This window comes from Photorhabdus sp. RW14-46, from assembly GCF_963887965.1.
GTDB lineage: Bacteria > Pseudomonadota > Gammaproteobacteria > Enterobacterales > Enterobacteriaceae > Photorhabdus > Photorhabdus laumondii.
The window spans coordinates 26,540-47,681 of record NZ_CAWPHH010000008.1 but is presented as its reverse complement, the minus strand read 5'-3'; the positions used below and the strand labels follow the sequence as shown (position 1 = coordinate 47,681).

The window sequence follows — 21,142 nt, the reverse complement described above, 5'->3', positions numbered from 1 at the left end:
GCAAAATACCCAACCCCTATTCTCGCTAAGTGCTGGCTGAAAGAATAACTGTAATAGGTGCATATTGCTTACGGGCGGAAATCTGGCGACTTTCCCAGCGATCATGCGCTGCTTGAAGGTTAATCCAAAAATCCTCATCCGTTTCAAATAAACCGGCTAATTGCGTGGCTTCTGCAACGGATAGGCGCCGGGAATTATTCACAATTTGGCCGATAACCTTGCGAGAAACACCCATCGCATTCGCCAACTGTTGTTGAGTTATTTTCAAGGGTTTCAAAAACTCTTCAGCCAACATTTCACCTACAGTGGTAGGTTCTGCTGTTCTGGTATCCATAAAGTTTCCTGTGAAATCCAAGAGGAATAATAAAACCATATTTACTTCACGTTCTCTGCCTTTCTTCTTTTTTCTTCTTTTTTGTCAGTATCAATCTTTGCTCATTGGCTTGTTGTTGGAGGTTCTGACCGTTTGATCTGTAAACTCCGCATATGCTGAAAGCGTTAGCGTTGGGTGGTATGGCAGGCAGAAAACAACAGGGCAATCGGGCATTTTTATAACAATAGGTTTAGGTCTTTTAGCTGGCATAGTTTATTCTTCCCAAGTCCTTATCTGGATTTCGTCGTACTTTAAGGTCTCCAGGTGGAGGTTTCAACATGAGGATGATCTCCTGTGGGAGTCTTGTCAAACGGTTATGCGGAAAAACTTATACCCTATGGATTTCAAGATGTATTGCGGCGGCAAGGGAGTGAGTTCCCCTTTGTTTATAAGTTAAGAAACCCATTAAACGAAAACATTTATAATAGTGATTAAATGAAAGACAAAAACAAACTTATTAAGAAGTTGGAAACAATAAATGCTGATACTTTCTTCAAGTTCTTGGACGCGAAGAAAGTAACTCGAATATGCCCGATGTGCCACAGTGTTGGTGAGCAAGTTATTGCTGAGACAAGCAAAGCTGCGGTTGCTGACTTGCTTCATGGGCAATCGGTTAGCAAAACATTTGTTACTTTTTTCAGACACGCACCAGAACAACCTACCGACAGTGATGCTAATTATTATTATAAACTCAGCTGTGATAATTGTGGCTATATTACCACTCATGAAGTCAGATCTGTGCTTCATTGGTTGAGTCAGCAAGAGAAGGGATCTCATGATGAGTAATATATCTTATATGAATAGTACTAAACGTAAAGGGGGTGATGATATGGATACTACCCGTAATGATGGCGGTGATGGCGGCAGTTTAGAGCCAAGAGTGGCGCGTCTTGAATCAGATGTCATGCAAATAAAGATAGAGTTAACCAAGCTAACAACTCGATCTGAAGAGTTTGCGACAAAAGGCGATCTACATAAAGAAATCAGTGCACGGACGAAGTGGTTAGCTGCAACCATAATTGGTACCGCTGGGTTGGCATTAGCTGTGGCTCGTTATTTGTTTGGGTGAAATTTCTGGTAGACATTTTGTGAGTGTATCCAAACTGGATAGCGGGCAGTACCTTGCTGATGTTCGCCCGTAAGGGCAAGCATATTCGTAAGTGCTTCGGCACAAAGTCCGAAGCGCAACAGTATGAACGTTGGGTAATCGCTACCCAAAACGGTATTAAATCAATGATTCCCAATCTAGCAAAAAGGCTGGCGAGACATGTACTACGACACACATTCGCAAGTCATTTTATGATGAATGGGGGTAACATGCTAAAAAACGAGTCTGAATCTACGTGTTTCTGAATTAACTGCTCTAAAAAACATCTGAGGTAGAGTAACGATAATGCGACTATTTCTGGTTCGGCACGGTCAAACAGAAGCGAATCTGAGCGGTGTTTTCTGTGGGATGACGGATGTGGAGCTGACTGAAACGGGGATAAATCAGGCTCGGCAAGTTGCCCGTTATCTATCGGCAGTGACATTTTCGCAAGCGATAAGCAGCGTGTTACGGCGGGCGCGTCATACTGCGGAGATTATTCTGGCCGGTCATTCGTTATCAGCTAATATTGATACACAACTCAATGAGATGCATTTCGGCGCATGGGAAATGCGCCATCACCGCGATTTGCAACATGAAGACGCAGAAGCTTGGGCTGCTTGGTTAGCCGATTGGCAACAGGCATCCCCGACTGGCGGTGAAACTTTCTCAGCATTTGCGGCCCGGATAGAGAACGTGGTTCAGCAACTGTTGACACCAGAAAGTCAGGATAATCTGTTGCTGGTTGCTCATCAGGGAGTATTGGGCTTGTTACTGGCGCGTCTGTTGGCTATGCCGCCTGCTGCTATGTGGCACTTTCATTTTGAACAAGGAACATACAGTGTCGTGGAAATCCAACATGGATTTACTACCTTGCGAACATTTAATAACCGGACTGACTGGCAGCTTGAGACACGGAAATAACATCATGCAAACACTTTCATCGATCATTAATGCGATTGTGCCGTTGGATAACGTTGCGATGGCGCGTACTGCTACTCGATTGAATGGGCTGGTTAAACCAACAGGTAGCTTCGGACGTCTGGAACATCTGGCGATTCAGCTAGCTGGCATGCGGGGATTATCGGGTCATCATATTGATCGTAAGCAGATTATTGTGATGGTCGCTGATCATGGGGTTTATGACGAAGGCGTGACTATATCGCCCAAATCAGCAACGGCTATTCATGCACAGAATATGATGAAAGGGATTACCGGTGTTTGCGTGTTGGCGGAAAATGCGGGTGCTGATGTAAAAGTTGTGGATGTGGGCATTGACAGTGATCCTGTGCCGGGATTAGTGAACATGAAGGTGGAGCGTGGCAGTGGCAACATTGCTCAAGGGCCGGCAATGAGCCGCCAGCAAGCCGAAGATTTGTTATTGGCAAGCGCATGTTTAACGCTGGAACAGATTACAAATGGCGTGCAACTGTTTGGTGTGGGCGAATTGGGTATGGCGAATACCACACCGGCGGCGGCTGTGGTCAGCGTCTTTACGGACAACGATCCACAGCAGATTGTCGGCATTGGGGCTAACTTCCCAAGTGAACGCCTGCATCATAAAGTGGCGGTTGTGCGACAAGCGATTGAAATCAATCGGCCTGATGCCAGAGATAGCATCGATGTATTGGCAAAGGTTGGTGGTTATGATTTGGTGGGTATGGCGGGCGTAATGCTTGGTGCTGCCTCTGTCGGGCTGCCAGTGATTCTGGATGGTTTTCCTTCTTATGCGGCGGCGCTGGCCGCTTGTCGAATTGCACCCGATGTGCGTCATTACCTGATCCCTTCGCATTTATCGGCAGAGAAAGGCTCAATTATTGCGTTGCAACACCTGCAATTAGCGCCTTATTTGCATTTGGACATGCGTTTAGGGGAGGGGAGTGGCGCTGCGTTGGCTATGCATCTGGTGGATGCGGCTTGTGCGATGTATAACAATATGGGGCTACTTGCTGAAAGTAATATTGTGTTGCCATTTTAGTTGTCAGGATAATTTGATAACCCATATTGATTGCTGGCAAATATGAAACTCTCCCGTTCTGTTGAGTGAAATCTCGTATACGGTGAATTCGTATATACCCTATGGATTTCAAGATGCATCGCGGCGGCAAGGGAGCGAATGCAGCCAACAAAGAGGCAACTTGAAGGATAACGGGTATATCGTATTTCCTTTCCTTTACTTCACTGATAAATTTCAATATTTAACTGTTCATGGAAAGTGTTAAGTTAAATTTCATAGGTAAAATCACCTGATTATATATGCCAACAAATAACAGCTATAATAAGGAAAAAATAAAATGTCATCGAAAATTATATATATAAACCCTAATCAATCTTTTGAAATCTTTAAGCACGGAAATATAATATTTCCCAATAGCTATCCTGAGGCAATTATAAAAAACAATGGCCCGGCACCCATTAGGGTGATAAATTACTGGGCTCCTCCGATTGGAGATTATAATCAATATAACTATATTGATGTTTACCCCGGTGAGACGAAAACGCTTCTCGCACCTGTTAACGCTGTTTATTTCTATAAAATTATAGTCACCAATCTTAGTCCTATTTACAACACGGAAATTGAAGTGACATCGCAGTTTTGGAATTGGTAGTTGAACTTTCATGGAGCATATTTTAAGAGTTTCACTATTTACCAAACTAAGCAGGAGGCAGGTTTTAACCTGCCATCCTCTATTTTAGTTGATACTGAATTTCGCTCTTTTTGATTTTTTATTCTTGAATAATAACTTTAAGTATTTCAGGTAAATATATCTCGTAATATTTTCTTGCCAATGACTTCCATCATACGTAGTTGTTTTGGGTTTCAAGGTTGATTTAAGTAGAATATTTACAGTGTTTAAATGTTATTTCTAACACTAAAGGATTAACGAAATTTTCCTTGTCATGAGTTTTATCACATTCTTTGGAAATGAAGCCAATGTTTATATTATATTTCTTATCAATATAATATATATTCATGCTTTGAATATTACTGAAAAATGGCTTTCTATGGCGAATATAATCTATTTGGAAATTAAGGGTGATAAGCAAGGTTTGATATCACAAGGATGTTCAACGGTTGATTCTATTGGTAACACATGTCAGCTTGGTCATGAAGACCATATATTTGTTTATGAATTGACTTCCAATATAACCAGAGGTCAACATGTTAACCATCAGCCGGTTGAGATAAGAAAGCCAATAGATAAATCTTCTCCTCTGCTGGGATTGGCTATAACGAATAAAGAATCGCTACAATGTATTTTTTATTTTTATAGAACATCCACTAAAGGTGGTTTAGAGCTCTATTATAAAATAAAACTCACTGGTGCATATATCTGTGCATTGAATGGATTTTATCCAAATTCATCTACGCATAATGAATGTCAGCCACAGGAGAGTTTATCTTTGATGTATAAATCAATAACGTGGGAACATATTATGTCCGGCACCAGTGCATATAGCATATGGGAAGACAACATTTACTGAGGATTTTATGAAAGGGATATCTCATCTTTCTTATGATTTAAATAATTACGCTTCGTCATTGAAGCGTAAAGCACACTTGGCTGCTAGCTTTTTTATAGAAGATAGCCAATTGAGAATGTCATATTTAAAAGAAGTTGATGACTTTGTTAATATAAAAACACGTGAATTTAAAAATACATTTGATGTAAATGAAAAAAAGAGATTGATTTATGCAGTAAAAGATGAATATGAAATAACGGAAAAAGAATATCAGGCTTTAAGGCGTAAGGATTATACCAAATATATTGTAACCGATATATTTGAAGATCAGGGCGTAGTTAAATACGCAAAAATAGGCGGTGGGGTTGTTGCTGGTATTGCTCAAACAGCTGCTGGTATTGCTGTAATTAATTCAGGGAGAATTGTAAGATCTAAAAGGGTTCAATTAATGGGTGCTGTGCTAGTTGCTCATGGAGGTAGTAATTTTTATGAGGCTATTAGTCCGATCCTTTATGAGAATCAAAAAATAGGTTTGGTTAGGAAAGGTTATCGATATGCCTCTCATGCTTTAGGTTATGGTGATGATGTAGCTGATGTTGCTTATAGTTCAGTTGATCTCGTAGCAAGTTTATATGGGACTTATGGAGTGCTCAAGCTTAAACCGGTTAAATCCAAGAATAATATATCAGGAGGCTATTCTGTCAAGCCGGGGACAGGGAAATTGTTCAGATATATTAATTCGGATCTTGCCAGAAAATGGCAGCTAACACCAAAGCCTATGTTAACCATTCAAGTATTAAGTAGTGGATATAAAGTCAAACTTTTGATAGATGACATAAATAAACTTCATGACGATTGAAATTTATTTTTTATTTTAAAACGAATATAGAAAATTAACAATTTTGAACCTGTAATTAAATTACAGCTAACGGAGAAGCTGTAATAAATAAAAGCAGAGATCGCAAAGAATAAGTAAATTGAAAACATTAATGGCACTCCATATGCCATATCACTGAAAAACATACCTAATATCATAAATAAATAAATTGTGGTTAAATATATTAAAGGTATGGCTATTTCGTCAGCTATAAGTAATAGATACTGACAAAAACAATCTGTTTTGCTCTGGTATTTATCATAAATATCAGGTTCGTCTTTATATAAGATAATAAAGTTTCGCTTTATCTTAAGTAATTCTTTTAAGCTGAATCCACTATTTAATATTAATTTTCTTAAGTCAATTAGGTTCATTTATTCATGCTCGATTTTATTTGGTTTTATAATTAGTTGTTTTTATCATGTTTTATTGGTTAACTCAAGGATTTAATTTGTTTTTTTATTTTAAAACGAATATAGAAAATTAACAATTTTGAACCTGTGATTAAATTACAGCTAACGGAGAAGCTATAGTAAATAAAAGCAGAAATGGCAAAGAATAAGTAAATTGAAAACATTAATGGCACTCCATATGCCATATCACTGAAAAACATACCTAATATCATAAATAAATTGTGGTTAAATATAGTAATGGTATGGCGATTTCTTCAGCTATAAATAGTAGATAATGACAAAAACAATCTGTTTTGCTTTGATATTTATTATAAATGTGTGGGGCATCTTTATGCAGGACAAGAAAGCTTCTCTTTATCTTAAGTAATTCTTTTAAGGTGAATCCACTATTTAATATTAGCTTTCTTAAGTCAATTAGGTTCATTTATTCATACTCGATTTTATTTGATTTTATAATTAGTTATTTTTATCATGTTTTATTGGTTAATTCAACGATTTAATTTGTTTTTTATTTTAAAACGAATATAGAATATTGCTAATTTTAATCCTGTGACAGGATTACAGCTAACGGAAAGACTATAATAAATCGAGAACGAGCTAAAAAAGAGTAAGTAAATAAATGACATTAATGGAATGCTATATTCCTTTTCACTGAAAAGCATACCTGATATTATAAATAAACAAACTGAGGTTAACATTATTAATGGTGCAGCAACTTCTTCAGCTATAAATAGTAGATAATGACAAAAACAATCTGTTTTGCTTTGATATTTATCATAAATATCAGGGTCATCCTTGTGTAGAATAATAAAGTTTCTCTTTATCCTAAGCAATTCTTTTAAGGTAAATCCGCTATTTAATATTAATTTTCTTAAGTCAATTAAATCCATTTTTTTAAACTCGTTTTTCTAACTCTATAAATTGCTTACTGTAAAATACTTATTCTTTATAACTGTTTGAAGTTTTCTTTTATTTTGAGACGAATATAGAAAATAACTAATTTTATGCATGTGAAAAAATTATAACGATAGCGGTGATAAAAAGATTTATAGCATATGCATATTATTGTTAAAATGATATAAATGATCGATATTAATGATAAATAGGATATTGAATTTTCGTCATAGAGGAAAATCTCCATTATTATGCAACCTACATACATGAGAGAAAAAAACAACACGGGATCGCCGGCATCTTCAGCAAGCACTATTATAACGTTGTAAATGTTATCGCTTTTTGTATAATACTTTATTACATATCTTCTTTCATCATCGTCAAGATTTTTAAAGGTTCTTTGCAGCATAAGAAGTTCTTTAAATGTGAATCCACTACTGAGGGTTAATTTTCTTAATTTTTCCAAATCCATCTATTCAATCTCATAATATTTTGTTGATATAATGAATTAGTATAACATAATTATTATCTTATTATACCCGTCATCTTTCAAGTTGCCTCTTTGTTGGCTGCACTCACTCACCCCGGTCACATAGTTCTCTATGCTCCCGGGGATTCGTTCCCTTGCCGTCGCGATGCATCTTGAAATCCATAGGGTATATACCTAATAAATGCTTTCTTTAGATCTGTTTTTAGAAAATTTGTTGTACTCAGTAGTATGGTACTGCCATTGTAATAGAAATGAGAGAAAAAAATGTTATCAGAATAGATAATAAGGAAAAAACAGTATCTGATTTTGGCTATTACATGATTGAATGAAAAATTATATACGATAAATTTGTTTATCGTATTCCTTTTACTTCACTGACAAATTTCAATATTTAACTGTTCGTGGGAAGTGTTAAGTTAAATTTTACAGGTAAAACTACCTATTATATATATTACTAAACAACAGAAATAATAAGGAAAAAAATAATGTCATTGAAAAAAACTATCTCTATAGCTCCTCTTGGAACCGTTGAGATTTATAGTAATAGCGATATTGTAATACCAAGTGTTGCCCCAACGGCAATTATAAAAAACAAGAGTATGGTACCAATTAGGGCTATCAATTACTGGGCTGGTTTGATTGGAGATTATCAGCAGTATAGTCATGTTGATATTTATCCTAGCGAACTTAAAATATTCGTAGGACCAAGTGACCTTTTTTACCGCTATAAAGTTGTAGTCTCCAATCTTAGCAATACCGAAAATGCAGAAATTGAATTTGTAATGGACTCTTTGTGGAAAAAATATGGAATGCCAACAAAAATGGTATATATGAATTCTAACGAGCCATTTGAATTTTATAGTAAGGGTAATGCAATATTCCCCACTGATTTCTCTGACGCAATTATAAAAAACAATAGCGTGGCATATATTAGGGCTGTAAATTTTTGGGCTGGTCCACTAGGGAATTATAATATGTATAGCTATGTTGATATTTCCCCCGGTAAGACTGAAATACTTGCATCACCTCCTAATATTGTTAATTACTATAAAATTGTATTCACCAACATGAGTAACTATGTTCAAAATGTAGAACTTGAAGTTATATCGCATTTATTGTCGGGCTATGATTAATAAATCAGGGGGCAGGTTCTGGCCTGCCATCCTATTTTTTATCTTTATATTGATGATTTTCTTAACGAGGTAAAAGGGGTATATACCCTTCCATCAACGACTAAGAGCAATGCCGGAAGCTTGCTGTTCCAGCATATTTTTAGCTAAATCGACAATAATTGCCGCGGCTTCGATTGGGGGCGTGCCGCCACGATGAATATTAGAAATACAAGTGCGGTCAGCTTCAACCGTTTTTTCTACAGTTGGTTGGTAAACAGCATAGCAGGAAAGACTTTCCGATTGCCCTAATCCGGGGCGTTCTCCAATCAATAAGACAACTACCTTAGCTTTGAGTAACTCGCCAATTTGATCTTCGATTTTAACGCGACCATAGCGTACAAAAAACGGCGTACCGATGCACATTCCTGCTTGTTCCAACCCTTTTAACAGAGGTGGCACAAGATCTTCGTAGTTGGTGGTAATGGCATCAGTAGACAGGCCATCGGAGATAACAACTTGTACATCGGGCGCTGTTTTACACTGTGTCAGTAAAGTTTCTACCGCATTCGCACTGAGTTTTCGCCCTAAATCCGGGCGAGTCAGATAGAGGTTTTTGTCGCTGACTTGAGATTGCACTTCTAGCAATCCTTGTTTCTCTATCCATTCAGTCGGGACCTCTTTTAACACCGTATCTTTAGAACGGGAGTGATCAGCCTGAAAACGCAGTAATGCCTGAGTACGTGGGCGTGGACCGCTGCGGCCGGTACCGACTCTCGCCACCGTGCTGCGGCGTAATTCCTGTAAGACTTCTATCCGGTTCGGGTTTTGGACACCGATCCACTGTTTGGCTTCTAAGGAGCCTAAATCCGGCATACAGCTTTCAATTTCGTTAGTGATTTCAGGGGATGCATGGGGTTTCAGATTAGATACCCGCTCGCTTACATTCTTTTCAATTGTTTTTTGGTTCATGATGATTTATCTCAGCAAAGAATCAGAAAAAGAACGATGCATCGCCCGCCCGTGATGTTAAGCGGCCATTTGCCATCAGCCCCATCTGTTCCAGCCAGCGTTCAAACTCGGGTGATGGGCGCAGATTGAGCAGATGGCGGATAGTGGCGGTATCATGGAAAGCCGATGTCTGGTAGTTGAGCATAATGTCATCACCGAGCGGCATGCCCATGATGAAATTACATCCTGCGGTTGCCAGCAGGATCATCAGGTTTTCATTCTGGTTTTGATCGGAATCTGCGTGGTTGGTATAGCAGCAGTCACATCCCATTGAGACACCGCTGAGTTTTCCCATAAAGTGATCTTCTAATCCGGCACGGATAATCTGGCGATCATTGTAGAGGTATTCCGGCCCGATGAAACCGACAACGGTATTGACCAGAAATGGGTCATAGTGGCGTGCTAAACCGTAGTTTCGTGCCTCCATTGTCACTTGATCAGCGCCAAAGTGAGCACCGGCGGAGAGAGCAGAGCCTTGTCCGGTTTCAAGATAGAGGCAGTTATCGCCAGCAAGACGGCAATATTCCGCGCCAACGGCACGTGCTTCATCTAACATAGCCAATTCTACGCCAAACTCTTTTAGCCCTTTTTCACTACCGCAAATACTTTGGAAAATCAAACCGCCCGGTGCACCACGCTTAATGGCTTCTATCTGGGTCGTGACATGAGCTAAGACACAGCCCTGTGTTGGGATGGAAAATTTGTCGATTACCTCATAGAGGGTATCTAGTACACGGGTGAGGTTTTCTACATCGTCGGTTACCGGGTTGACGCCGATGACTGCATCACCCACGCCAAACGATAGTCCTTCGTAAATTTGGGCCAAAATGCTTTGTACATCGTCGCGGGTATCGTTAGGTTGCAGCCGGGCACTGAATGTTCCCGGCGTCCCAATGGTGGTGTTGGCTTTTTTGATCACCGGCATTTTTTTCGCGCCATAGATCAGATCCGCATTGGAGCTGATTTTTGCCACGGCGGCAACGACTTCGGAACTGATTCCTTTACGCAGAAAGGCGATATCATCCACGAGGGTATCATCGCTGAGTATGTATTCGCGTAGTTCACCAATGCTCCAGTTTTTTATACCGGCGTAGGCAATTTCGTTAATGTCATCCTGAATAATGCGAGTCACGCAATCCTCTTCATAAGGAATGATCGGATTCATGCGAATATCCGCAATCGTCATTTCCGAGAGGACATGTTTAGCCGCTACGCGTTGTTGGGAACTTTCGGCCGCTACCCCGGCTAGCACATCCCCGGAACGCAATTCGTTCGCCATTGCCAGCACCTGTTTGACATCTTTAAACTGATAGGTCTTACCAAAAAGCTGCGTTTTCAATTTCATGTTTACGCTCTCTCAGGAAGGAAAGGCCAGTGATTTGATAGTGACGGGAACCACAGTGCCATTAAATAGTGGCGTGCCAATGTCGATATAATCCCCGGTGCGGGTGATCACTTCATCAATAACCGCCAGCGGCCGTTCTCCCATCAGAGGATGTAACAGCATACCCAATGCCTTACCAAAGTCTTGGCCTGCAACGATGAGCAGCGGGTGAGAAGAGGGATAGCGTGCGGCAAAGTTCTGTAAAGCGGTAATGCATGTCTGCACGGCGGCATAATTCACTGGCAGGGCATCGGGCAGGGCCAATGCATATAGATCCTGCTCAGCATGCAGGTCCATTTGTGTCAGTGCTTGTTGCCAGGCTTCTGCCAGTGATTCAGTGGCTTCTGTGTCGGGATGGACGACGGGAATATTGCGCAGGGGTAGCGATAGTGCATCAAGCCAGATAGTGCTGCCGGATAACGATAATGTATGAGCGCCGGCACCAATGACGGTAGCGCGCACGGTTTGTTTTGGCATTTGCAGCGGCAGTTTGGCGAAATCATTATCACGATGGATAGCTTGTGCCAGCAATGGCCCTAAATCGTGAAAACGGAATAGGTCATGCTCCGATGCTTCACGATAACATTCTCCTACCCCGCCGGAGAGGGTGACTGCGTAGAGTTCATCACAATTTAGTTCATCACAGCTTGGCAGCGGCTCGGTCATCAATAATTGTTGCGCCAGTGGCGTAAGTTGTCCGGTAACGACTTCCCAGAGCAATTGCGACATCCGCATAGCAATTTGCTGTAATTGCGTGGCTGTCAGATGTTGAATATCGGTATTTTCGCCAAACAGTGAATCAACGATGCGTACTCCGGGCGGATGTGCGCGTAAAACGTTCCCTTGAGGATCGGTTTGCAATAAGCGGCCGCCGACATTTAAGCAAGCAGAGGCGATAAGTCGCCCGGCATCGAATAGCGCGTAGTTGGCTGTGCCGCCGCCGATGTCAATGTTGAGCACTCTGGCCATTTTCTGCTGTGAAAGAGCTTGAGCGCCGGAGCCTAAACCAGCAATCATTGATTCCAGATGTGGCCCTGCTGTTGCGACAACAAAATCCCCTAATTTTTGTGCCAGCGTCATAATCGCAGGGCGTGCATTGCATGTTTTCGCGGTTTCGCCGGTAATGATAACCGCGCCGGAATCGACACTTTCCGGCGCGATGTTTGCGGCCTGATATTGTGCCTGGATCAGACTGAACAGTTCGTCTTCACGCAATTGTCCGGCGAAGTCTACGGGGGTAAATAACACTGGGCTTTGCCAGATGATCTCGCGGCGAACAAACTCGTAGCGTGGCACTTGTGATACCGCTGCACGGTTCACCAGTGACAGACGCGAAAAGATCACTTGTGTGGTGGTGGTGCCGATGTCAATACCGACACTGAATAACTCCTTGGCTTCCATCGCTACGCCTCTTGTCTGCAATAAGGCGTATGTTGGCATTTTTTTTTATCAATCAGTATTAAATATCGGCAATTTGGTTGGAAAATCAACTGTGGTCACAAAAATATTAGGGGTCATAATAAAAATGGCGTATATACCCGTTATCCTTCAAGTTGCCTCTTTGTTGGCTGCACTCCCTTGCCGCCGCGATGTATCTTGAAATCCATAGGGTGTAGATACAAGATGCAGGGCGAAGTTGCTAAGAGAAACAAGCAGATAAAGTAACAATGCGTCAGAACCGAGGGTTATCGTCAATACATTAATAAAAATGAAGAATTATTGATCTTACACCAGATCGTGTTGCTGGCTATCGGTTATATATCTTCCAACAGACTTTCGTTACAGGGTGAAAAATATGATGAATAGCGGAAAAGTTTGGTTGGTCGGTGCCGGTCCCGGCGATGCGGCGCTAATTACTGTCAGAGGATTACACTGTATCCGTCAGGCTGAGGCGCTGGTGTATGATCGATTAGTCAGCCCGGACCTGTTATCCGAAGCACCTGATGATTGCAAAATGATTAATGTCGGCAAAACGCCGAACTATCACCCAGTGCCGCAACAGCAAATTAATCAGATCTTGGTAGAGTGTGCGCAACAAGGGTTAAATGTCGTCCGGCTAAAAGGAGGCGATCCTTATGTGTTTGGGCGTGGTGGTGAAGAAGCGGAAGCTTTGGCACTGGCGAAGATCCCTTTTGAAGTGGTGCCGGGCATCAGTTCATCCATTGGTGGTCTGGCTTGTGCCGGGATCCCGGTCACCCATCGTGATTATGCCTCAGGTTTTCATGTTGTTACCGGCCATCTGCGTCAGGAAAATGAATCGCAGGATTGGGCGACGCTGGCAAAGTTGGAAGGTACGTTAGTGATCTTGATGGGAATGACTCAACTGGCGAGCATCTGTGAGCAACTGATCGCAGGCGGTAAAGCGCCGACAACGCCGGCGGCGGTTGTGATGTATGCTAGCCATCAGCAACAGCAGGTTGCCAGCGCAACCCTGCTAACGTTGGCTCAGCAGGTAGCCGCTCAGGGATTGAGTGCACCAGCATTGATTGTGATTGGTGATGTGGTGCGTTTGCGGGAAACACTGGCTTTTAGTCGGGATCATCTATTGTTGTCTTCTGTTCCATCACTGATGGCACTCTGATTCTTTGTTTAACATTTGGGGATGATATTTGATGAGCGAACATGGCGGTAATGTGCTGGAAATGGCGCTGAAAATCGGTGTTACAGTCGAAGAGATGATTGATTTCAGCGCAAATATCAATCCGTTAGGAATGCCGGAATCCTTGAAAACGGCCATTATCGACCAATTGCAATGTGCCGAGTATTATCCTGATACAGAATATCGCCGGTTACATGCAGCGTTAGCGCAGGCTCATCATTGCCCTGTCGAAAACCTGATGGCGGGTAATGGTGCGACTGAATTGATTTATGCGGTGGTGAATTATCTTAAGCCGCGCCGAGCCATGTTGTTGATACCGGGATTTGCTGAATATCGGCGCGCCTTGCAGCGCGTGGATTGCCAGATTGATGAGTATGTGATGAGTGAAGCGGATAGCTATCAACCTGATGAACGCTTGTTGATGGCATTAGAACGCCATCGGCCTGACTGTTTGTTTCTTGCGACACCGAACAATCCGACGGGGTTGATGCCAGATGCTGTGCTATTGCAGGCAATATTTGAACGTTGCCGTCAGCATAATATTGCGTTGATTGTTGATGAGGCGTTTATCGATTTTCTCCCGGATATTGCTGGATTTATTCCTCAGATAGCGCATTTTCCTCGTCTTTATATTCTACGTTCACTGACGAAATTTTTTGCTATTCCGGGGTTGCGCCTTGGTTATCTGGTCAGCAGTGATGTAATGGGGATTCGGGCGATGAAGCGCTGGCGGGAGCCGTGGACCATTAACGCTTTCGCGGCGTTGGCGGGTGAAATGGTGCTTAATGATAACGTTTATATTCAAGCAACACACCGCTGGTTAGCTGAGCAACAACGTTGGCTTTATCAGGCATTGGCTGCATTACCGGCATTACGTGTTTGGCCTCCCTCGGCAAATTATATCTTCCTGCGTTGCCTGCGCCCAGAAATCGATCTTCAACACGCATTGCTGAAACAGAGAATATTGATTCGCCATTGTGCTAATTATCCGGGCTTGGATACGGCTCATTATCGGGTCGCCATTAAAGGCGAGCATGATAATCGCCGTCTGGTATCGGCGTTACGTCAGGTATTCGGTTATGGCTGAAGCGCGTTGTCCTGCATCGTGTGGTGAACTTATCCAAGGGTGGATTCTTGGTGGTGAAAAATTGATCTCTTGTCCGGTGAATTGGTTCAGTGAAGTGTCTGTTACAGATGGCGTGCCGGGAAAAGATGAACGTCCCCGTATGCGCCAAGTGATGAAAACTGTTCTGGCGTATTTTGGTTTGTCGGTGGAGATGGCGCGAGGTTTACGGATCGCCTTGACTTCTACGATCCCGATGGCAAAAGGGCTGGCAAGTAGTACCGCTGATATTGCCGCTACAGCGCTGGCGACGGCGCGTTATTTGGGGAAAACACTTGATGAAACGACACTGGCTAGCTTTTGCGTACAGCTTGAGCCTACGGATAGCACGTTGTTCAGTCGGCTTACCTTGTTCGATCATCAAACAGGTACCACGCAAATTGCTTGTGACTGGCAGCCATCTATAGACATTTTGTTATTGGAAAGCCCGGAAATCGTGATCACGGCTGATTATCACCGTTTAGATCGCCATCCAGCATTACTGGAAAATGCCTCCGTGCTAGAGCGTGCTTGGAAACTATTTTGTCAGGCTGTGACTACTCGGAATTACTGGCGGTTGGGCGAAGCCACGACGCTCAGTGCGCAGGCCAGCCAAAAGTTGTTGGTCAAACCGGCGTTTGACAGTTTGTTGGAATTGGTAGAACGGAGTGGGATCTACGGGTTGAATGTTGCTCATAGTGGCAGTGTCGTCGGATTATTGTGCGATCGTCACCATCATGATGTTGAGTACCTATGCTGGTGGCTGAAACAGAGGGGCATAGTTCGTTTTTATCCCCGTCAGCACTTGCTGACCATGATTCCGGGTGGTGTGCGTTAACGGTAGGAGGAGATTTATGTTGGATTATTTGCCGATGTTTTGTCAGATCCGGGATAAAACCTGTCTGCTAGTTGGAGGAGGTCAGGTAGCCGAGCGTAAAGCGCGTCTGTTATTAGATGCTGGCGCACATCTATTAGTTAACGCACGGGAATTTACCCCGCAATTTAAACTATGGGGGGATAACGGCCAAGTGACCCTCATTCGCGGTGAGTTTGAGCCTCACTGGCTTGAGCATTGTTGGCTGGTGATTGCTGCTACTAATGATGCGGCGGTGAATAGCTATGTGTGTGATTGTGCGACGGAGCGCCGCATTTTTTGTAATGTGGTAGATGAGCCACAGCAAGCCAGTTTTATCACACCGTCAGTGATTGATCGCTCACCCTTGGTGATTGCTATCTCCTCCGGGGGAAACGCGCCGGTATTGGTTAGATTATGGCGTGAAAAACTCGAACGGCTGCTGCCGATGCATCTTGGTCGTCTGGCCGCTTACGGTGGGACACTTCGCCAGCGGGTAAAACGACATTTTCATCATTTGGCGGCACGTCGTCACTTTTGGGAGCGGTTTTTCACTAATGAGCGATTAATGCAATCGTTGGTCAGTCAAGATCATCAACAAGTTGATCGGGTGGTAGAAACATTATTCTCTGAGTCATCTCAAGCGAATACAAACAAAACAAACAGTTGACTAATATATTGGAGCTGGACAAATGAGTGAGGAGCGATATAAACAGAGAAAACAGCGGCAAAAAGAGAGATTTATGGCACAAGTTGCAGCCGCTCAAGAAAACCGGGGGATTATCATTATCTATACCGGTAATGGCAGAGGGAAAACCCCCGCGGCAATGGGAACGGTTACACGAGCGTTGGGTCATGGATTAAAGGCTGGCGTTATCCAATTTATTCGCGATGAATGGTCAGCCGGTGAGCGTGTTTTGTTACAGCAGCATGGAGTAGAATTTCAGCTAATATCAATGAACTTGACTGGAGAAATGCAAAATCGTGCTAAGGATATTGCTGCTTGCTCTGAGGTTTGGCACCACGCGCTGCGCATGATGCGTGATCCTGAATTATCATTGGTCGTGCTGAGTGAATTGGTTTGCGTGATAAATAACGGTTATCTATTGCTAGACGAAATTATCAAGGCATTAAGCGAACGGCCAATTAATCAGACGGTAATCATTACCGGACAAGATTACCCTACTGAATTAATTGAACTGGCTGATACGGTTAGTGAAATGCGTCCGGTAAAATATGTTTTCACTTAATTATGCGTTTTCCGGTCACCACATCAGATGAAGAGTGATTCATGTTTTTATCTTGTTTAACCAATGCATTAATTTCTCTCATGGTGATATTTGATACTGTGCCAGATTGATGAAAACGCTCAGCCATTTTCTGCATTTTGATGAGTCGATTATTATTCATTACATGTTACCTCGATTAATAAATCAGATGATATACCTGTTATCTTTCAAGTTGCCTCTTTGTTGGCTGCACTCTCTCATCCCGGTCACATAGTTATCTATGCTCCCGGGGATTCGCTCCCTTGCCGTCGCGATCCATCTTGAAATCCATTGGGTATAAGTTGTCTTCAAGATTACTATTATTGATATTAACAAATTTTTTGGCTAATAGATTATAAACTTTCAACAGTTTATTGGGAATGTCTTGAGTTAGTGAATTGTTGTCCATGAAATCTGCGAAATCATCAGTGGTAAAAATTTTCATTGAGAGTATTTATTATTAAAATTATAATTAGCCAAATGTGATTATATTTTTTGGGTGTTAAAAGTATACTGGATAATTATTTTTCAAATAATTTAAGGTTAATAATAAAGTTTTCTCCTATGTTTACTTGGATTAAGTATATAAAAACCAATTAATATTGAGGTGATTAATTAATTGGTTATGATGAACTTTATTGGATATATATTCCATAAAGCTTGATAATACATGAAATAAATTCCATACAATATATTCCACTATCCAATAATTTTAATTTATTTACAAGTTGGGATTTATATCTAATATTGTCGACGGAATAGATATAACGTTAATTTAAGTTTTGATATGTGAAACGAGTTCACGTAATCCATATCATATTTTGTCGCACACTGTATTAAGTTTCAAACAACGCATGGTTATTTAATTTATAAATTAAGAGGTTTAATATGTCTATTGAAAATACCGATATAGCTGAACAAACAACTGGTAAAGATTCAGTTGTACTTGGACATGCAGAAGCGCCGGCAATACATTCTATCGCAATTGGTGCTTCACCCCGAAATTCTAAAACCATCAGTGAAGCGGCTATTGCGATTGGGCAAAATCAAATTGCGGGTAAACAAGGTGATACGAAAGTCATTTGGCCTATTGCGATTGGGGCTGATTCTGTATCCAATGGCTTGGCTTCTATCGCTTTGGGACAAAAGGTGACGGCGAGTGCGGCTCAGGCCGTGGCGATTGGTCAACACGCTTCTGCAACAGAAAAAGGGAGCATTGCATTAGGTGCAGATTCTATTGCTAATAAACCGAATGTTGTTTCTGTAGGAAAAACCGGCCATGAACGTAAGATTATACATGTTGCGGCTGGGGAGATTTCAAATCACAGTACTGAGGCGGTTAATGGTCAGCAGTTACATGCTGAATCGGCAAGGATTGATATATTATTAGATGCAAAGAATAAGGAATTGGAAGAGAAGGTTCAATCTCTGGAAAGTGATATAGCTAATCTTACTCAGCTGGTTCAAAATAGTGTGGATGATGTTGCATCATTGAAGAAACGACTTCTTGATGCGTTGAATTATTAATATCTGTTGGTTGTTATTTCATATATTCTTGGCTATTAGGCTGAGAATATATGATAAATGATTTAGTAGCAGAGTTTTTATTTATCGATTGCTTATTTACCTCCAATATTGAATCTCTTAGGCTAATAAAAGCCAGCTTGGAAACTGGCCTTTCACGCATCGGTTAAAAAGCAGACTTACAGAAAGCAAGGTGTTGACAAGTAGACAACGACACTATGAACACTTGATATGAAAGATGTAACAGATTTCATGATGAATTCTCTTTATTGGTAAAGTGTGATTTGTTTCACGAAAATCTAAATTGTGGCTGAGATTTTAATCAGAAAAACTTCAGAGTCAAGCAGTTTTTAAAAATTATTTTAAATATTAAAATAATTTTGTGTCTGGCGTTTTTAGGTGATGAAGTGAGCGTATCTTGCGGGGAGAGGATACCAAGCGATATGACTGACAATTGCTTTTAAGATTACAAATGCAGTTGGCAGTTGTTACATGAGAGGATAACGGAACATGATAGCTAAGCAGTGGTTATCGGTTTGGCATCAATCTAGTGAGACAAAACCGTATTGAAAGGGTTTAAAGATACTCCTCTCATTTTTGATGTTAATTAGTTTAAGCCACCAAAGTAGAAATAAATTTATATGATTTTGACATATTATTGAGAAGGCGCAGTCTATTTAGACTGCACTTTGATCCAATAAAAAATCGTGTGAAAAATAGAAAATGTGTTTACAACAATGTTAAAAGTACCTCTGTACTATAATAAATTTATTTTCATCCATTTTAATTGATGAGTTGTAATAAAAATACTTGTGATTATTGTTTTTATATTATTTATTTAATAAATCTGAAAAAGAGGCAACTTGAAAGATAGCGGGTATATACCGTGGTTTTATTTGTGCTGGAGTTATAATGCTAAAAAATTTAATTTGGAATATGAAATATAAAATAAGTAATGACAAAGTGAAATAATTTTAGATGTTGAATATGAATGCCATGAATATATTTACAGTTGAAATTTGTTGGTTTTTTTCTTGCCGTCAATGATATAAAAATAATTATTCTTCTAAGTTAGAAGAACATTTTATTATTATTTTTATGAATTAAACTATGGCTGCTGTAAATTATGAGTGATTACTTTAATAATAATTCAATATATTAATTATAATATTTAATCTAAGGGGTGTATATGAGTACTAAAAGTGATTTTAAGGCTTTTTCTATTAGTAACAATGCTAATGTAGTGAGTCAAGAGAAGTATGAAAAAGATCAGAGTTTGCAGGCGGGGTTTCCACCAGATAATATTACGAGTAATCTGCTAAACAAAGTATTACGTCAATCGTCAACAATCGCATCTGTCGTGGCTAATTTTATTGCGACACAATCTGGCGGTGATGTTCTGGATGATGGAGATGTAGCTAAACTTACCGAGCAATTAAGTAAGGCTTTAAAACAAAAAATCACAACAGAAGTTCCTAATGCTTCATTAACACAAAAAGGCATTGTTCAGCTTACTAATGTACTGGGCGATAGTGACACATTAGCGGTTACGCAAAAGCTTGCTCAGGAAATAGTAAACTCATTGCGTGAAAGTATTAATGCTAAGGTATCCAATACCCGAAAAATTAATGGAAAATTACTGTCTGAAGATATCACCATTACTTCTCAGGATATTTTGGGTGGGCAGGCGATTAGTTTAGGTGATAAGGCAGATTTAAATAGCTACAAAATACCGGGAATTTATCATCAAGAATATGATGCTCATGCCAAAAATGGCCTTAATTATCCTGAATTTCTTGCCGGCTCTCTTGTTGTATTGAAATCGGCTGGGACGGTTCAACGCTATTTTGTCTATAATAGTAGTCGAGTATATACACGTAGTCAGTTTCATGATAATCCGTGGACACCTTGGACGAGAGAGTATAATACGCTGAATAAACCGACGGCTGATGAGATTGGCGCATATACAAAAATAGAATCTGATTCTCGATATATTGCGGGAATTCGCAGGGTGAATGGAAAATCTTTAGCTACGGATGTCACTATTACTTCTCAGGATATTTTGAATGGGCAGGCAATTAGTTTAGGTGATAATGTAAATTTGGATCACTGTAAAACACCAGGGATTTATTATCAGGATTATAATGCTCATGCTAAAAATGGCGTCAATTACCCTGAACCGCTTTCGGGTTCGCTTATTGTGTTGAAAGCGGCTGGAATTATTCAACGTTATTTTGTCTATAATAGTAGTCGTGTATATACACGTAGCCAATTCCATGATAATGCTTGGACACCTTGGGCTCAAGAATATAACACATTGAATAAACCTGCTGACAGGGTTATTAGCGGGTATACAAAAGCAGAAGTCGATAACCTCGTTAATGCTAAAGGAAATAAAAATACAGCGTTGAAATCAGTGAATGGTTGGTGGAAGTGTGGGGATACAGGGGTAATTTATCAGTGGGGGATTGTAAATTGGGCTGCACATGATACACCAGTTAATTTTCCTATTCAGTTTCCTAATGCTTGTGTAAATGTTTCGTTAACATTAAGTGATAAATCTAACCTGGAATCATCATATAATGTTGTTGCAAGACAATTGTCTGTAACAGGATTTAGTTATTGGGCATACGAGACTGAAAGCTCTGCATTCTGGTTTGCAATAGGATATTGATATGTAATTTGCAATGCAA

At 40.8% G+C, this 21,142-nt stretch carries 23 protein-coding genes and 1 pseudogene; 16 read left to right on the top strand and 8 right to left on the bottom strand.

Annotation, left to right across the window (positions count from 1 at the left end; translation table 11 throughout):
* Positions 1-25: 25 nt before the first annotated feature.
* The gene (locus AACQ38_RS09070) at positions 26-334 is read right to left on the bottom strand and encodes a HigA family addiction module antitoxin (protein ID WP_011147203.1); all 309 of its coding nucleotides are present in this window, start codon (positions 332-334) and stop codon (positions 26-28) included.
* Positions 335-808: 474 nt separating this feature from the next.
* Here AACQ38_RS09070 and AACQ38_RS09065 point away from each other — a divergent pair, with 474 nt between their 5' ends.
* The 8 genes from AACQ38_RS09065 (at position 809) to AACQ38_RS09030 (ending at position 5,784) form a co-directional block, all read left to right on the top strand.
* The gene (locus AACQ38_RS09065) at positions 809-1,159 is read left to right on the top strand and encodes a hypothetical protein (protein ID WP_036814493.1); all 351 of its coding nucleotides are present in this window, start codon (positions 809-811) and stop codon (positions 1,157-1,159) included.
* On the top strand, positions 1,152-1,442 hold the full coding sequence (locus tag AACQ38_RS09060; protein ID WP_242685550.1) for a hemolysin XhlA: 291 nt from the start codon (positions 1,152-1,154) through the stop codon (positions 1,440-1,442). The genes AACQ38_RS09065 and AACQ38_RS09060 overlap by 8 nt, the downstream gene beginning before the upstream one ends.
* Positions 1,443-1,766: 324 nt before the next feature.
* Positions 1,767-2,384: an adenosylcobalamin/alpha-ribazole phosphatase gene (locus tag AACQ38_RS09055; RefSeq protein WP_165577942.1), complete on the top strand. Its 618-nt coding sequence runs from the start codon at positions 1,767-1,769 to the stop codon at positions 2,382-2,384.
* Between the two features lie 4 nt (positions 2,385-2,388).
* Positions 2,389-3,438, top strand: coding sequence for a nicotinate-nucleotide--dimethylbenzimidazole phosphoribosyltransferase (gene cobT, locus AACQ38_RS09050; protein WP_011147199.1), 1,050 nt, complete (start codon positions 2,389-2,391; stop codon positions 3,436-3,438).
* 82 nt (positions 3,439-3,520) lie between these two features.
* Positions 3,521-3,682: a hypothetical protein gene (locus AACQ38_RS09045; protein WP_207631818.1), complete on the top strand. Its 162-nt coding sequence runs from the start codon at positions 3,521-3,523 to the stop codon at positions 3,680-3,682.
* A 72-nt stretch (positions 3,683-3,754) separates the two neighbouring features.
* Positions 3,755-4,069: a hypothetical protein gene (locus AACQ38_RS09040; RefSeq protein ID WP_113041953.1), complete on the top strand. Its 315-nt coding sequence runs from the start codon at positions 3,755-3,757 to the stop codon at positions 4,067-4,069.
* Positions 4,070-4,466: 397 nt separating this feature from the next.
* Positions 4,467-4,946, top strand: coding sequence for an Hcp family type VI secretion system effector (locus AACQ38_RS09035; protein WP_165578001.1), 480 nt, complete (start codon positions 4,467-4,469; stop codon positions 4,944-4,946).
* Between the two features lie 7 nt (positions 4,947-4,953).
* Positions 4,954-5,784 (top strand): DUF4225 domain-containing protein, encoded by an 831-nt coding sequence (locus AACQ38_RS09030; protein ID WP_011147196.1) that lies wholly within the window; start codon positions 4,954-4,956, stop codon positions 5,782-5,784.
* Here AACQ38_RS09030 and AACQ38_RS24035 read toward each other — a convergent pair.
* Entirely contained in the window at positions 5,772-6,176 is a 405-nt protein-coding gene (locus tag AACQ38_RS24035) for a hypothetical protein (RefSeq protein WP_011147195.1), read from the bottom strand. The genes AACQ38_RS09030 and AACQ38_RS24035 overlap by 13 nt on opposite strands.
* Before the next feature lie 527 nt (positions 6,177-6,703).
* Positions 6,704-7,105: a hypothetical protein gene (locus AACQ38_RS09020; RefSeq protein ID WP_165577940.1), complete on the bottom strand. Its 402-nt coding sequence runs from the start codon at positions 7,103-7,105 to the stop codon at positions 6,704-6,706.
* Positions 7,106-8,084: 979 nt separating this feature from the next.
* Between AACQ38_RS09020 and AACQ38_RS09015 the strand changes: the two genes are divergently transcribed.
* Positions 8,085-8,732 (top strand): hypothetical protein, encoded by a 648-nt coding sequence (locus tag AACQ38_RS09015; RefSeq protein WP_165577939.1) that lies wholly within the window; start codon positions 8,085-8,087, stop codon positions 8,730-8,732.
* Between the two features lie 93 nt (positions 8,733-8,825).
* Here AACQ38_RS09015 and eutC read toward each other — a convergent pair whose 3' ends face one another.
* From eutC to eutA, 3 genes are all read right to left on the bottom strand, one after another.
* Positions 8,826-9,584 (bottom strand): ethanolamine ammonia-lyase subunit EutC, encoded by a 759-nt coding sequence (gene eutC / locus AACQ38_RS09010; RefSeq protein WP_369931607.1) that lies wholly within the window; start codon positions 9,582-9,584, stop codon positions 8,826-8,828.
* Positions 9,585-9,702: 118 nt separating this feature from the next.
* On the bottom strand, positions 9,703-11,064 hold the full coding sequence (locus AACQ38_RS09005; RefSeq protein ID WP_165577938.1) for an ethanolamine ammonia-lyase subunit EutB: 1,362 nt from the start codon (positions 11,062-11,064) through the stop codon (positions 9,703-9,705).
* A 12-nt stretch (positions 11,065-11,076) separates the two neighbouring features.
* The gene (eutA, locus tag AACQ38_RS09000) at positions 11,077-12,504 is read right to left on the bottom strand and encodes an ethanolamine ammonia-lyase reactivating factor EutA (protein WP_165578000.1); all 1,428 of its coding nucleotides are present in this window, start codon (positions 12,502-12,504) and stop codon (positions 11,077-11,079) included.
* Positions 12,505-12,901: 397 nt separating this feature from the next.
* Here eutA and cobA point away from each other — a divergent pair, with 397 nt between their 5' ends.
* From cobA to cobO, 5 genes and pseudogenes are all read left to right on the top strand, one after another.
* Positions 12,902-13,684, top strand: a complete 783-nt coding sequence (gene cobA, locus AACQ38_RS08995; RefSeq protein WP_041380961.1) for a uroporphyrinogen-III C-methyltransferase — start codon at positions 12,902-12,904, stop codon at positions 13,682-13,684.
* Positions 13,685-13,715: 31 nt separating this feature from the next.
* Positions 13,716-14,789, top strand: a complete 1,074-nt coding sequence (cobD, locus tag AACQ38_RS08990; protein ID WP_165577999.1) for a threonine-phosphate decarboxylase CobD — start codon at positions 13,716-13,718, stop codon at positions 14,787-14,789.
* Positions 14,782-15,642, top strand: a complete 861-nt coding sequence (locus AACQ38_RS08985; RefSeq protein WP_165577937.1) for a GHMP family kinase ATP-binding protein — start codon at positions 14,782-14,784, stop codon at positions 15,640-15,642. Before cobD ends, AACQ38_RS08985 begins: the two co-directional genes overlap by 8 nt.
* 19 nt (positions 15,643-15,661) lie before the next feature.
* Positions 15,662-16,291 (top strand): annotated as a pseudogene (locus AACQ38_RS08980) (NAD(P)-dependent oxidoreductase); the annotation flags it as partial.
* Between the two features lie 58 nt (positions 16,292-16,349).
* Positions 16,350-16,907 (top strand): cob(I)yrinic acid a,c-diamide adenosyltransferase, encoded by a 558-nt coding sequence (gene cobO / locus AACQ38_RS08975; RefSeq protein ID WP_165577936.1) that lies wholly within the window; start codon positions 16,350-16,352, stop codon positions 16,905-16,907.
* Here cobO and AACQ38_RS08970 read toward each other — a convergent pair.
* On the bottom strand, positions 16,900-17,067 hold the full coding sequence (locus AACQ38_RS08970; RefSeq protein WP_207631817.1) for a hypothetical protein: 168 nt from the start codon (positions 17,065-17,067) through the stop codon (positions 16,900-16,902). The genes cobO and AACQ38_RS08970 overlap by 8 nt on opposite strands.
* A 23-nt stretch (positions 17,068-17,090) precedes the next feature.
* Entirely contained in the window at positions 17,091-17,237 is a 147-nt protein-coding gene (locus AACQ38_RS08965; protein WP_165577935.1) for a hypothetical protein, read from the bottom strand.
* A gap of 576 nt (positions 17,238-17,813) precedes the next feature.
* Here AACQ38_RS08965 and AACQ38_RS08960 point away from each other — a divergent pair.
* Both AACQ38_RS08960 and AACQ38_RS08955 read left to right on the top strand, forming a co-directional pair.
* Positions 17,814-18,452, top strand: a complete 639-nt coding sequence (locus AACQ38_RS08960; protein WP_109791665.1) for a hypothetical protein — start codon at positions 17,814-17,816, stop codon at positions 18,450-18,452.
* Between the two features lie 1,186 nt (positions 18,453-19,638).
* Positions 19,639-21,123, top strand: coding sequence for a pyocin knob domain-containing protein (locus AACQ38_RS08955; RefSeq protein ID WP_165577934.1), 1,485 nt, complete (start codon positions 19,639-19,641; stop codon positions 21,121-21,123).
* Positions 21,124-21,142 lie beyond the last annotated feature (19 nt).